9 protein-coding genes and 6 pseudogenes are annotated in these 13,610 nt (G+C 54.4%); 2 read left to right on the forward strand and 13 right to left on the reverse strand.

The genetic code is table 11. The features are described 5' to 3' along the window. Positions 1–206: 206 nt before the first annotated feature. The 6 genes and pseudogenes from ACXHXG_RS24330 to ACXHXG_RS24355 form a co-directional block, all read right to left on the reverse strand. Positions 207–347 (reverse strand): annotated as a pseudogene (locus ACXHXG_RS24330) (UPF0149 family protein); the annotation flags it as partial. Continuing rightward, positions 344–1,763, reverse strand: a pseudogene (gene tnpC / locus ACXHXG_RS24335) (IS66 family transposase). The pseudogenes ACXHXG_RS24330 and tnpC, both read right to left, overlap by 4 nt. A gap of 48 nt (positions 1,764–1,811) precedes the next feature. Beyond that, positions 1,812–2,168, reverse strand: coding sequence for an IS66 family insertion sequence element accessory protein TnpB (tnpB, locus tag ACXHXG_RS24340; protein WP_457900998.1), 357 nt, complete (start codon positions 2,166–2,168; stop codon positions 1,812–1,814). Beyond that, a complete protein-coding gene (gene tnpA, locus ACXHXG_RS24345; protein WP_457900999.1) occupies positions 2,165–2,635 on the reverse strand; it encodes an IS66-like element accessory protein TnpA in 471 nt (156 codons plus the stop codon). The genes tnpB and tnpA overlap by 4 nt, the downstream gene beginning before the upstream one ends. 418 nt (positions 2,636–3,053) lie before the next feature. Continuing rightward, complete coding sequence (locus ACXHXG_RS24350) at positions 3,054–5,426, reverse strand: glycosyltransferase family A protein (RefSeq protein ID WP_457901000.1); 2,373 nt, start codon at positions 5,424–5,426, stop codon at positions 3,054–3,056. A gap of 242 nt (positions 5,427–5,668) precedes the next feature. Continuing rightward, positions 5,669–6,793 carry a glycosyltransferase family 4 protein gene (locus ACXHXG_RS24355; RefSeq protein WP_457901001.1) on the reverse strand — a complete coding sequence of 375 codons (1,125 nt, stop codon included), beginning with the start codon at positions 6,791–6,793 and terminating at the stop codon, positions 5,669–5,671. 298 nt (positions 6,794–7,091) lie between these two features. On the opposite strand from ACXHXG_RS24355, the gene ACXHXG_RS24360 reads away from it, so the two are divergent. Continuing rightward, positions 7,092–8,225, forward strand: coding sequence for an acyltransferase family protein (locus tag ACXHXG_RS24360; protein ID WP_457901002.1), 1,134 nt, complete (start codon positions 7,092–7,094; stop codon positions 8,223–8,225). 388 nt (positions 8,226–8,613) lie between these two features. Here ACXHXG_RS24360 and ACXHXG_RS24365 read toward each other — a convergent pair whose 3' ends face one another. Beyond that, complete coding sequence (locus tag ACXHXG_RS24365; RefSeq protein ID WP_457901003.1) at positions 8,614–9,768, reverse strand: class I SAM-dependent methyltransferase; 1,155 nt, start codon at positions 9,766–9,768, stop codon at positions 8,614–8,616. A 59-nt stretch (positions 9,769–9,827) separates the two neighbouring features. Beyond that, a pseudogene (locus ACXHXG_RS24370) lies at positions 9,828–10,010 on the reverse strand (transposase domain-containing protein); the annotation flags it as partial. Between the two features lie 422 nt (positions 10,011–10,432). Here ACXHXG_RS24370 and ACXHXG_RS24375 point away from each other — a divergent pair. Further along, positions 10,433–10,585, forward strand: a pseudogene (locus ACXHXG_RS24375) (recombinase family protein); the annotation flags it as partial. A gap of 31 nt (positions 10,586–10,616) precedes the next feature. Here ACXHXG_RS24375 and ACXHXG_RS24380 read toward each other — a convergent pair. The 5 genes and pseudogenes from ACXHXG_RS24380 to ACXHXG_RS24400 form a co-directional block, all read right to left on the reverse strand. Continuing rightward, positions 10,617–10,715 (reverse strand): annotated as a pseudogene (locus tag ACXHXG_RS24380) (Mu transposase domain-containing protein); the annotation flags it as partial. 489 nt (positions 10,716–11,204) lie between these two features. Further along, a complete protein-coding gene (locus tag ACXHXG_RS24385; protein WP_457901162.1) occupies positions 11,205–11,840 on the reverse strand; it encodes an IS3 family transposase in 636 nt (211 codons plus the stop codon). Between the two features lie 79 nt (positions 11,841–11,919). After that, positions 11,920–12,033, reverse strand: a pseudogene (locus ACXHXG_RS24390) (IS3 family transposase); the annotation flags it as partial. A 419-nt stretch (positions 12,034–12,452) separates the two neighbouring features. Further along, complete coding sequence (locus tag ACXHXG_RS24395; RefSeq protein ID WP_457901004.1) at positions 12,453–12,611, reverse strand: hypothetical protein; 159 nt, start codon at positions 12,609–12,611, stop codon at positions 12,453–12,455. Between the two features lie 218 nt (positions 12,612–12,829). Then, positions 12,830–13,573, reverse strand: a complete 744-nt coding sequence (locus ACXHXG_RS24400; RefSeq protein ID WP_457901005.1) for an ABC transporter ATP-binding protein — start codon at positions 13,571–13,573, stop codon at positions 12,830–12,832. Positions 13,574–13,610: the final 37 nt, after the last annotated feature.

Below are 13,610 nucleotides of genomic sequence, written 5' to 3' on the forward strand. Positions count from 1 at the left end.
TCGGTCATGACGTCGTCTCCGGCGTAGAGGCTAAAGGGGAAGCGCCTCCCGCACCGTCGCCCCAGCTAGCGCCCACACTGACGGTCACCGATGAACCAGAGGGCATCGCTGATTCGGTAGATGCGGAATTGCTAGCGCCGGCGCCCGATGTCGCCACGGGAGCTGTGTTGATATTCTTCGCCGCAACGAAGTTAGCTCATGCCGTATCCGATGATGAGAGCCGTGAGATAGCCATCGAGACCGCTCATTGACCAGATTGGCGATGCTGGGCGACGTGCCCTGATAAACCCCTCGAACGCCTCAAGCTTCGGTCGTGCGGTCGTCATGCCCTGGTTGTTGTGCGTCATGCCGCCCGTCGCTCCTGCTCTGTCATCGCCTCGCGCTCAGCCTTCCAGTTCCACGGCAGGAGACTTTCCATCTCGCCGGCTTTCACTTTGCCCGCGATGATGCGTTCCAGCACTTCGGCAAGCCAGACCTTGGAGTCCACACCATTCAATTTGCAGGTGTTGACGAGCGATGCGAGGATAGCGAAGGTCTTGCCGCCGCGCTTGTTGCCCACGAATAACGAGTTTTTTCTCATCAGAACCACGGATTTCATTGAACGCTCGACGACATTGGAGTCTACCTCAACCCGGCCGTCATCGAGGAAGGCTCCCAGTCCGCTCCAGTGGTTGAGTGTGTAAGTGACGGCCTTGCCAAACGCCGATTTTGCCGACACCTCTTCGCTCAGTTCGGTGAGATGGACGTTCAGTTCTCTCATGACTGGAGCTGCCTCGCGACGCCTCACGACAAGCCGGGTATCGGCACTTTCGCCGCGCAGTCTCGCTTCGATCCGATAGATCTCGGCAATCCTGGCAAGGATCGACAAGCCTCCGAGGAACCGGTGAGCTTGACGACATCGACGAACTTGCGTCGGGCATGGGCAAGGCAGAAGGCCAGCCGCATGGGCGCGACATTACTCTTCCTTCGGCGCTTGGCCATGGCCTGATAGGCTTGGTATCCGTCGACCTGAAGCACGCCGGCAAAGGACGCCAATTGCCCCTCGATCTCGCGCGCACTGCGGCTTTTGGCAAAGATATAAGCAACCGCCGGCGGCGCCGGACGATTCCACGGCCGGTCGTCTATTGCCTGGGCCCATAACTGGCAGACCTTGGTGCGTTTACGCCCTGGATCAAGCCGCGGGAGCGGCGTCTCGTCACAGAACATCCTCGGCTACAAGCGGATGAAGGCGAGTAGCTCGTCATAGAGAAGTTCTAGCCACCAGGCGACCAGCGTCACCCAAGCCGAGTGTTCCCCGATCAATGATGACGCCGTAGGAGGCGAGCATCTGGGCCTGACGATTGAGCGGGAGATACCAGGCAAACTTCGAAGTCGCGATATGAGCTGCAAACGCCGTGGTCACCATGCCACCGTCCATCACGCGCGCTGGTGCCAGCGCCTGCACAACAACACTTTCGCAGGCCCGGCATGCATAGCGCGGCCGGATCGTCCGTTTGATCCAGCGATCGCCGTGCCTGCGTTTTGTCTTCACCGACAGGCGCGACATCATCATTGGCAGCAACGGGAATCTCATTGAGATCGCCAAAATCGAGCGCCACCTGCGTCGGGTGAAGCACCGTCATCTTCTCCGATTTCGGCCCAAAGAGTTGGTCCTCGAGGAAGGCAACGCGCGCTTTGAGATCGGCATTCTCTTCGTCGAGCGAGAGAATGATCCGGGTCAATTGCGCAGCATCCTGGGGCAAGGGATCGGGTCGAAGCGGCATGACAGACCCTACCATATGGGCCTGAATCTTCAAGCAAAACCAATAGGATCAGCCTGCTTTTGAGGGTTTCCTCACCGCGTTTCGTTTGACGTGCGTCCAGTCAATGCCGGCCAGCAAAAGCGAGAACTCCTGGGCACTCATCTGCATCGCGCCATCGCGGATCGACGGCCAAACAAACTTGCCCGCCTCCAACCACTTTGTCACTAGGATTATGCCTGATCCGTCCCAGTAAATGCAGCGAAGGCGATCGAGACGCTTGGCGCGGAACACGAACACGTCGCCACAATAGGGATCGGCCGCAAGCGCGGATGCCACCAAAGCCACAAGCCCATTCATCCCGCGCCGGAAGTCGACAGGTTGCGTCGCAACCATGATCTTCACGCCATTTGGCGAAACTCCGATCACCGACGCCCTCGCAATGCCGCCACCATCGCCTGCGCCAGCTCAGGCGCTACCGAGCCGATAACCATCATGCGCCCGCCAGCAATCTCGATCTCAATCCGACCTGCGGCAAAGTGGGCGACATCCGACGGCGAGCTTCCGGGAGGCGTTCGATCGCCAACCACTGTCACCGGCACGAACATCGTCTGCTGTGCGCCGGCCTTCGCGGTTCGTTGAGAGGTCAGCCCAGCGTCCCGACGCCAGACGTTCAGCAAGCCGCGATTGACGCCCCAGCGCCGGGCAACCGCCGAGATGTTCACGTCAGGTTCTGCGCTTTCCGCAAGGATCCACGCCTTCTCCTCGTCAGACCAATTCCGCCGCTGGCGCCGACCGGTGATCACCTCGATCCGACGATACTTTCCCTCATGCCTGGCTTCATGCATGCCTTCATCCATGACTTCAAGCATGGCATCAGCGCGATCTCCAACCATTCCATTCCGCTCCTATCGATGAAGGAGCTTATCTCGCGGCCTCATTCACAAAAGAAAAGGTGGGTCCTTCGTCGCGCTCACCCAACAGTGGCTGTCGCTGTCGCCGCAGAGGTAAGGCCAAGATTCGTCCTTGCATTCGCGGCCGTCGTTGCTCCCGTATCACCGTTGCCAAGCCCAAGGGTATCCGAACCTTCTTTATGCCGAAGCGGGCAAAGCAGAAGTTCTGACCGAGAGCCAGAAACCTATATAGTCAATCACGAAAACCGTGGGCCATTCGTTGCGCTCACTCGTAGTCTGCACCTAAGCTTATCGCGCGGTATGCGCGAGCCAGCACGATGCACGCTTCGTTAAGCGCGCTGCTTTATCGGCGACCTCAAGTGCCATGACTACAGTCATCGGATGAAAAAGAAGTTGCCGTCTATCTGTGTTCATTGATCGTTCGCTCGACAAACCAGGGAAGCTTGGGTGATCTCATTCGTTTAGTCTTGAAGAACTCACCACTTTCAATGTCCTTGAAGACGTCGAAAAGGGTAATATGCTCTCCGCTTTGGTAGGTCACGCCGGGCAACGCCAACTTGTAAGGGCTCATCTCCCTTTCGAGATTTCTGCCAACGCGTCCGAAAAGCTGTGGCTTTATTAGGGAGAGCATGCGCAATGCGTTCGCCCTTATGGCCCATCGCCGCTCATCGGAAGATAGCTTCTGCAGGAATTCACGTCCCGCGTCCCGCTTCGCCCATCGGTACAGCGACTGTTGAGATTGGAGGAACTGCCAGATCTGATGCTTCCGGTATTTCCGATAATCGGTCCGGCGTCGAGGATCTCCAATGAATTTCTCAACATAGGCCATGGTGACGATATATTCTGACTGGTAGCGCGGCCCTGGCAAAAGATGCTTGGAAACATCGTTGTAGATGACGTCTTTTTCAACGTCATGGTTGAGAACCTTGAACCCGTCGCCGATCTTCTGGTTCATCATCGTGAAGCCGAAGGAGACTTTCGAAACGCCTTGGAACGCCAGGTAGCGAGGCTCGGCAATGACTTTTTCGGCAAGATGCATGGCCAGATTGGCGAAGTAGTAATCTGGGAAAGGCGAATGCAAGACGTTCCCACCAACGCGCATCTTCTCCAGCAGCTTTTTGCTGCAACAGAAGGCAGGCATGTTGAACTGGAAGGACCGGTTCATTTTCAAGGAATTGTCGACGGACTGCCTGATGGTTTCCCGATCAAGGACAAACGGCTGATCCTTGTCCATCAAGAAGTCCGCCACGGCCATGCCATTCACGTAGCCCTGGCGCCTTCCGGGAACGACGCCAGGATGCATGAACTGATAAAGGTTTGAGACGACAAGATCGGGGTCGTCGAACCGGTCTGCCAGTTCGTTGATCCTTTCGAAATATCCCGGCGCGATGCCATCATCATCGCCGACCATGGTGACGTACTGACCTTTGACCATATTGATGGCGCGATTCCAGCTCGATGTGACGGGAAGAAATTCGTCGGATCGTTCCGAGCGAATTCGCTTGTCGCCAAGCGCGTTGATGGCGTCTGCGATCGGCTCTCTGGATGCATTGTCAAAAACGACAATCTCCCAGTTGTCGTAATTTTGATGCGTGACGGTCTTGATCGCGTCCAGAACGAGATCAAGCCGATTATGTGTTGGGATCGCGATTGAGAAGAAGCGCTGCTTGGATGGCTGCTTAGGTTGGGCAAAGTTTGCCGCTCTCTCGGCGAGCGTCATCGTCTTTGCGTATGGCAGTCCGAAGAGGGCGATATCGTCCGAGAATTCGTTCGAAAAGCCACCAAAGGCCATGATCCGGTGAGTTTTCTTCACTTGGTCGGAATAGGAGGCATACACCTTCGTCTGGTTGTCTGAGACAAGCAGGTTGGATTGATCGCCGGAGCGGAAGCCGTTAGAACTAGCCCACTGATCCATCGGATACCCGATACCGTCGGCGCCGACGACAATGAGCTGCAAGCCGCGCTTGAGCATATGCATGGAGAGCCCGTCTTTCCCGCTCTCAAACCGGCATGCGCTCATTTTTCCCTTATCCTCAAGCGCGATGGCCAGCAGATCGTCTCGCCTTACAAGGAAGGCATTGCTGCGAATATGGGGATTGGGGAAATGTGGAAAGTCGCGAAACACTGAGTTGCCATTGGAGAGGCTAAGTGTTTCCGCCCAGACATTTTCAAACTGAGGGATCAACTCTTCCACGGTTGACCGATTGTTGAGATGATCGCCAATGAGGCGTCTCGCTCTAATCTTCGGTGATTCGAGAGCCGCGACATTTGGTGGATAGACCGACTGTAGTAGCCATCGATAGTCTTCAGCCAGCCGGCGATCAAACTTGGCAGGCGACGTCGCTGCCCAGGTTACAAAATTGATCGTCTTGTAGCTTGTATAAAGGCTTTCAAAGGAGCCGGTGGCGCCGACCATTCCGACGCCTGGTTGCGAAAAATTTCGCCATAGTTTTTCCAGCCAGTCATCCGCCTCGATGTGGGCGAACGTGTTGAGGCAGCAGACGAACTCGTGCTTCAGCCGCAGGCATGCTTCACGATAGGCGTGAATGTCGAGCCCGATGTCATCCGGAATAGTAATGATTTGATGCGGAAGCCCGGTAAACACCGCGCTGATACCAGCGAACTCTCCTGGCTTGGTGAAACCTTTGCAGAGAATGACGAGATCATGCGGCTCTCCGGCCGCATGCTTTCTGTAGGAATCGGCAAAGGCCTCAAACGCCGCAAACCCTTCGGCCAGACGAGCCAGATAAATAACTGCAATCTTCGATGTCATTAGCAACCCCCATGAAGCGCAATTTGGGGGGCGACTTAACATCAAGCGCCTGTCATCCGCAATACAGTAGGCACACTCATTAACATGGCAGCAATATTCATTAAGCGCGGATGCCTCGGTGGCGGGTTGCCGATCCTCTTCGATAAAATAAGGACAGAGTTGCCCGGCCGTCGGGTGAGACATCCGAGCGAAAAGAATGTTTTGTCCCGCGTTTTTCCAAGCCTACGAATTCGTTAAGTAGTTTAGCCAAGTTGTTGCCTTCTCAATGCGATCGCATCGCGAAATGTTTCTTCAAGGCGCGACGCGCTCAAATTCCAGTCGAAGCGCTTAGCATTATCGAGTGCGTTCTCCGCCAGCTTTTCGTGAGTACCAGCGTCGGTCGCCATCTTTTCCAATCCAGCGGAAATCGAGCGAATATCATATGGGTCGACTAAGAGGGCCGCACCCCCGCCAACCTCGGGCATCGACGAAGTATTCGACGTGAGAACTGGCACGCCTGCGGCATGTGCCTCTACTATCGGGAAGCCAAAACCTTCATAAAGCGACGGCATCGCAAGAAATTTCGCGTTCTGATAAAGTTCTGCGAGCTGCTCATCGGAAACATAACCGGTCAGTCGTACCGAATCCCGAAGATTTAGATCGGTTATGTGGGATTCAAGATCGCTGAGCCGCCAACCCTGCCCCCCCGCGAGCACAAGCAAAAGGCCCTTGCGGACCTCTTGTGGCAAGAGAGCATATGCCTCCAAAAGGCTCTTCAGGTTCTTGCGGGGTTCCAGGGTGCCGACAAATAAGGCATAAGGGCGATCAATCCTAAAAGACGAAACCGTATCTTGTTGCTTTGGTTTTGCGAGCTTCGTAACACCCGGATAGACTACACGAAGCTTGCTCTCATAGCCCTTGGAGAGGGCACACAACGCTTCACCCGTAGCAACTGAATCCACAACAATTTGATCGGCGGAATTGGCAGCCGGCTTCATCAGAAATCGGTCGGCCAACCGCGTTTGCAGACGCATTGTTGCTTTCTGTTCGCGCCAAACAAGGTCGTGGACAGTCACGACACGTGCGATCTTTCGATCAAGGTAGAATGGAAGTCTATGCGCCGGCCCCCAGAAAACATCGAGGCCGTCCTGCCGCGCCATGTGAGCAAGCACTGTCTGCGCCCAGATCATGCGACGGGGACCACCTGCGAAATCCGAAATGCTGACATGTACGTTAGGGGCCTTTAGCGGCTCACTATACGGCTTCTCCGGAATATAGAGAAATATCTCGTGGCCGGCTAACGCTAGGTGACGAGCCATTTCCTGGACATATCGGCTTATGCCGGTCGTCTTTGTCACTAGGTTGCGAGCGTCAATTCCAACTTTCATCTGTTTCCTTGCAGAGATTGCACCTGGTCTCACTAGACGACGGCAAATTCACCGGCACCCATGAAAACTAAGCTTTGACCGGTATGTTGGTTGCATAGATAACACCGCTAAAGCAGCCCATATAGATTCAAGTTTTCCTGTCAATCTGGTGCATTACTTTCGAGAGCTTGCTCGTGTTTCCTGCATTTGAATAACCGGGAGCACGCCACTCTAAGTCGCCGGCATCCCAACTGATTGAAATGCTCTCTCGATTGAGATAACCCGGAAATACATCCTCTCTTCAAACTCCATTCGAGCAATGACCGAAATCAAAGAGCGAACCAGAGACGTAGGTCTCGATCACATCCGTGCACTTGCTGCGTTTATGGTTTTTAGCTGGCATTTCCTGCACTACGCAAATGGCTATCCAGTTCCGTTTGAAGGTGCTCCCTCAATTTTCCCTCTCGCTCTTCTGGATGAGGGTCATACAGGAGTTGCGCTTTTCATGACGCTGAGCGGATATCTCTTCGCCAAGATTCTTGATGGAAGATCAGTGAATTACCTTGCGTTCCTCTCGCGCAGAGCAACTCGCCTTCTTCCGCTTCTTTTTATGATGTTGCTCGTTGAAGGTGTGCGACAATACTTTGTTGGGGGCGCTATGCTTGGCTACCTGAGAAGCCTCGTGACTGGCGTGATCGAGCCGACCCTACCCAACGGCGCATGGTCTCTAACCGTGGAATTCCACTTCTACCTTTTGCTTCCGTTTCTCCTATTTCTCTGCCGAAAATCGCCAGCGCTTCTTTTCACAGCAATCTTTCTAGCCCTCGGCTTGCGAACCTTCTTGTTCATATACAACGGCACCGTGTTCTGGCCGGCCTATTGGACGCTTGTCGGCCGCCTTGACCAGTTTGTATTTGGAATCCTGGCCTATCACTACAGGTCAATGATCATCCGAAAACACGTCCTCGCCTTGGCACTGGGTATGGCATTTTGCGTATTTTATTACCTTTATGATCGGATGGGCGGCTTCTACCGGATGCCGCAATACCCTTCCCCGTCTCCCATCTGGATTATTCTGCCTACCATTGAAGGAGCTTTTTTCGGCGCATTCATTGCCTACTATGGCGGATCATTCCAACACGCCCGTGGGCTGCTGTCAGACTCCATCGCCAGAATCGGAAAATACTCCTACTCGATATATCTCTGGCACTTTTACGTCGTGTTCCTGATGGCAGATTATGTGCAGCGAAACGTCATGGATATTTCCTACTACTACACTGGGCAGGTCTGGGCGCTGATTTGCTTCATAGCGCTCGTTCCGTTCGCCTATGTCAGCTATCTTCTCTTCGAGAAGCCCTTCATGAATTTGGGCTTATCGTATTCGACGAAGGCAGGCCAACCGCAGCCCTCGCTGGTTGGCTTGATCAAGGCTGGCAGAAATAGTTCAGGTTAGGCTCAGAAACATTCCTACCACCTTCCCGGCATTCCGGCCTCGGCTTGGGCAGAACTCACTTGGATAGTCAACCTGCAGCGCGGATGCGGCGCTGCGCGGCCAACTTGGCGACAAGGTTCCGAGCTATATATGGTCTTCACCGATGGATACGGATGGTTACTGCTCACTGGGTTGTTCTGTCATGTTGAATCTTGGTGAAAACTGCAAGTTCCTGCCACGGAGACACCATGCTGCGCCGTGAGCGTCCGGCAAAGGCGTTGCGCTTGGTTGAGAGCCCGATATTATAGGCCGCGTTTCATCTCGTCTGCCATAACGCGTTCGACCACATCCGGATCGCATCGTTCATCGACGAAGAACTGGCGGATTCCACCACTCCATGTCCGTATTGTTAGTTATTTGGTAACAAAATTCTGCGAAATACACGCCTCATTTTACGGAACAATCTGGCGGTGATGCGAATTGGCGCGGTCAGGCGCCACGACGTACTGGCGTAAATTGCTGCAGTTTCATCTTGAAAAACCTGCTTGAAATGTTCAGTTTCTTCTCTCGACGCAGCAAGCTCGCGCTTAAATCTTTCAATTACTTGTCGCGTTGCTGCGAATTCGCGCTTGAAATGTTCGGTTTCTTGTCTCGCGGCAGCGAGTTCTCGATGAAATTCAGCTAGGGATTTCTCTAAGCGATCAAGTTCGACCTTGTTTGCCAAGGCGACGGGCGCGGTTGTCACAAACTCTCTCTGGATTTCAGTCGATTGAACCAATCGTGCGTTTACATCTAATCGATCAACCAATTCTTGGGTGCCAGAAAGATTTTTTTCTTCGCTATAGTCAACCACGTGGAACTCATTGCCGGTGATGTGACGGCGGTTGTGGAAGGTTGCTTCACCTTTGCGAATAACGCAAATTGAATCGCTGAAGCAAATTTCCTCGATGTTGATATCTTGATCATGCAAAGCAACACCATACCGCTCGGCGTAAGCGTCAAGGAAATTGAAGTCGTCATCGTCGTTTCGCCAAAATCCCTTACTGGCTAAGTCAATCAACAGCTTCAAAAGGCCCATGGAACTGAGCGTCAGGTCAGATCCGCCGCCATAGGGCGCCCAATACGAAGTATGCAGGTCCTCGACCACGTATGTGCCTCCCTCATTGAGGGTGGGAAAGTACAGAGCAAATGACCGAATGACATCTTCCACGAAATGCGACCCATCATCGATGATAATGTCGAATTTTGGCGTGTCTTTGATTAGAGCCTCAAATGTGTCCGCTGAGTTTGCGTTTCCTACGAACACACCAATCCGAGGATCGTCATAGGTTAGCTGTCGGCACTTCTCGTCGATGTCACATCCCAGGATTCGTTTGGCCTTGGGGAAGTATTTCGCCCAAATCTCCAATGAACCGCCGTTCTGAACGCCGATCTCCAGCAGGGTAATCGGTTTAACTCGATACCTGGCGAAATGCGTTTCGTACGCTCCGAAATAAGATGTCCATTTGTCAGACCCGAAATGTTGGTGTTCGGCAAATATCCTTCGAAGTGTCGGAAGAGCCATAGCGTCCAGCCTTTTCTATTGATGCAACTTCCCGTACGTACCTGCGCGATGGTAAGCGGTTAGCCAACGGCGTCTGGTTCGAAGTTCCATGGCATGAGTACCTCAATATCAGCGGCTGGCCAGCGATTTGCGATGCGGGTTAGCGTTTGAGATAGCCAGGCAAGCGGATCGACGTTGTTCATTTTTGCCGTCTGTAGAAGTGTGGCCATCGTGGCCCATGTCTCTCCGCCGCCCTCCGAGCCGGGTTCATAATGCCGGGTTTCTGACGTTCGAAGCAAAGGCCACCTATCCCTTCCATCCCCTGGTTGACCAAACGGTATTGGTGACCGGCAATCATGAGCACGATGGTATTCACACCTGCTCGTTCGACTGGCATATGGTGGTTCATATCAAATCCCCGCATGGATGCTTGATCCTGCGGCAAGTTCGATCGAGCTCGTCGCCGAGCCGCGCCTTTCTGCAACGAAGCTCGTTGAACTGCGCGCTTTGCTTGATTCTCTCGTAACCTGTTGCCCGATGCAAGAAGCCGAAGGGATAGGCCATGAGAAAGCAATTTCGTATGCAATTGGATCTGTTCGTCACAGCCCGGCCGATGGATCTGAGCGACACCCAGCACCAGGAAGCATTAACACTCTCCTGCAATTATTGCTGACGGAAGCGGTGAAGACGGCAGTATAGCCTGGTTGAACGCGCTCGACAGTTAGGTTGGGAGACCGTTCAGATCGTGGACGATGACCTTGGACGATCTGGAAGTGGCACGGCCCGACCCGGATTCGAGAGGCTGTTGGCGGCGATCTGTGAAGGTCGGGTATGCGCTTGCCGCGATGGAAGATCTCGATGGTGCGTGCTGTTGCCCTCAGATCGACCTGCTGGCGAATGAGGCCATGCGGCACGGAATAAAGGAAGGTCTTGAACTCGACATGGTAATCCGTCGAGACGCGGGCCAGATGCCACTCGGCGAATTCCTAGTCTTCGCCAAGAAGGCTGGCGAGCGCGGCACGTTCGACGCTTTCAAACAATGCCGGCGGCTGACGCCCAATCGACGTATGACATGGTCGTTGATGCGATCGAGAGCCTGGCCAATGGCGGCATTGGCCTCGGCCAGCGAGAAGAACGTCTGCTTGCGCAGCCGCCCTAAAATGCAGGATTGGGCACAACGGACTCCGTTCTCAACTTTCGATTTATCCTTCGGCCGCCTCGGCCGTGCCGGAAGAACTCCGACGCCATAATGGGAGGCCATCATGCCGTAGCTGCGGTTGATCTCGGGATCGTAAAAGCTGGCGCGACTGACGCCCGACTTCAGATTGTCAGGAACGATCAGCCGTGGAACGCCATCGAAGAAACAAAACATCCGGACGTCTGAACCAATCCAATCAGGCAGTGGAGTACACCCTTAGCCTGAGACAAGGAAAATCGCGGACAGCTCCCGCGTTAAGCTATGCAGCCTTTTCCATTCGTCGTCTGATCGAATGCTTCTGTTCGTATTCTTCCGGAGTGAGATAGTCGAGCGCCGAATGCAGGCGCTGCGTGTTATAAACGGTATCGATGAATGCGCCGATGCGTCTGCGGGCATCATCTGTGTCCTTATAGGCGAGACCTTGCACCTCTTCCTGCTTCAGGGTCTTCATGAAGCTCTCAGCCTTTGCGTTATCATAAGGATTTCCGACACGGCTCATGCTCGCCTGGATACCGTGACGAGGCAGAAGTTCGGAGTAGGCCCCGCAGGTGTATTGAACTCCGCGGTCAGAATGATGTACCAGGCTTCCTGGTTCGGGCTGGCGCTCGGCGATCGCCATCGCGAGCGCCTCGATGGCAAGACTTGCTTTGAGATGCGTATCCAACGCCCAACCGACCACCTTGCGGCTAAACGCGTCAAGGACAACGGCAAGGAAAGCAAATTCCTCCGCCAGATGCAGAAAGGTGATATCGGCAACCCATAGCTGGTTGACCCCATTTAGGATCATGCCCCTGGCAAGGTTTGGCACGACGTGCCAAGCGTGCCGCGAGTTCGTCGTCACTGGAACAAACGTAAGACCGTATGTCCTCCTGTGATGAGGATCGGCTCGGCCTATCCGAGCAACCCTCGGAAGACCGGTGTAGGGCGAGCCACCTCAGGCACGAAGACGGACATACGGTCTTACGAACAAACGGTCTTGCGCGCAGGCACAACAGGTTGTCCTCACGCATGATCCGTAGAACGCACTTGTGATTGACTTGCCAGCCCTCCCGCCGCAATAGGGCTGCGATCCGGCGGTAGCCGTAGTGCGCGTTGCCGAGTGCCATCCTCTGATGAGATCACACAAACCTGTCTCGGCCCGACGCGGGGCCGAATCGAGCCAGTGACGGTAATAACTCGCGCGGCTGACGCCAGCGAGCCAGCACATTCTATTGATGTTGAATTCGCCTTGCGACAGGCCGCTCGTCATCTTTTCGATGACTTTGAAGATCCCGTTTCGCCAGGAGCGCTGCTCCGACGCCGATCTTCCTCGAAGTGCCGCAGGCTTCGCGAAAAAAATCGAGATCGAGCTGCTGTTGCCCGACCTTCTGCTCCAATTCCCTGATCCGGCGCCGCACCTTGGTCAATGCCTTTTCCTGAGGCGCGGGGCCCCCGACTGCGCTCTGCAGCCGCAATTCCCCGTCAACTCCTCCCATTGAGCTCGCCGGTCGGCCGCGCCGACGTGACTTCAGGTGATCATGAAGCCTGAAGTGATCACGCCACTCGTAAGTCGCTGGCGACTGACGCCAACCTCATCTGCCAACTTGCTGACAGTTTCGCCCGCCTCCATGCACTGGAGAAGCTCCAGCTTCTGGTCCTCATCAACAACTCTTTGCCGTCCGGCCATGCCCAGTCTCCTCTCCTTGCGGGGAAACTGTCCGCGATTTTCCTAGTCTCAGGCTAAGGGTGCACTTCAGTCTCGATGCTAGGTGGGATGGCCTGTCCGCTTACGCGCTATAGGTTACAATGGAAATCATTGCGAACAGGGCGCGCGGAAGCTGCCATAGAGCGCCTCCCACCTCGCAGCGAGAACAATATCGAGGCGACCCTCAACAGGTTCTTCCTTCAGTGACCGAAATACGCAGCGGCTACCGTCTCGGCGTCCCCATCCATACGAACTCTGCCGTGTTCTAGCCAAATAATCCTGTTGCAGTTGCTGAGAAGCAGATCACGGGAATGGCTTGCTACGATCAGGATCTTGGTCTGATCAACAAGTTCATGCATCCGTTGATTAGCTTTGTCCTTGAAAGCCTCGTCGCCCGTTGCCAGCCATTCATCCATGATGAGAATTTCGGGTTGGACAACCGTAGAAATTGCAAACGCTAGTCTCAGATGCATGCCTGTGGAATAGGTTCGAACTGGCATATCAAGGAAGCCGCCTAATTCCGAAAAATCTTCGATTGCTTTGCGGTGAAATTCCATTTCACTATTAGTGAATCCCAAAAGGGCACCGCGAATGGTGATGTTCTGTCTTCCGGTCGCCTCGGGGTCAATTCCTAAAGAAATGTTGATCAGGGATGTGCACTTCCCCCTAATCGCGATATTCCCACTCGTGGGATGGTACACTCCGCTCATGACTCGTAAAAGCGTCGTCTTGCCGGAACCGTTGTGGCCAACCAATCCAACTCGATCGCCCTCTTTCAGAGCAACGCTAATTGCGTCAAGCCCCCGGATAATGACGTGTCCTTCGGCGTTGGAGCCGATCGTTCCTCCCGTCGCCAGGCTGATGACATGGTTCTTGAGAGAACGAGTCCGCGCGTTGTAGATGGGAAAATCAACAGAGACGTTTTCAAGGGTAATTGAGGTCATTTTTCTCGCACAGAAATGAGAGTTTGGAAAACCGTGT

Source organism: Rhizobium sp. LEGMi-198b (assembly GCF_054114205.1).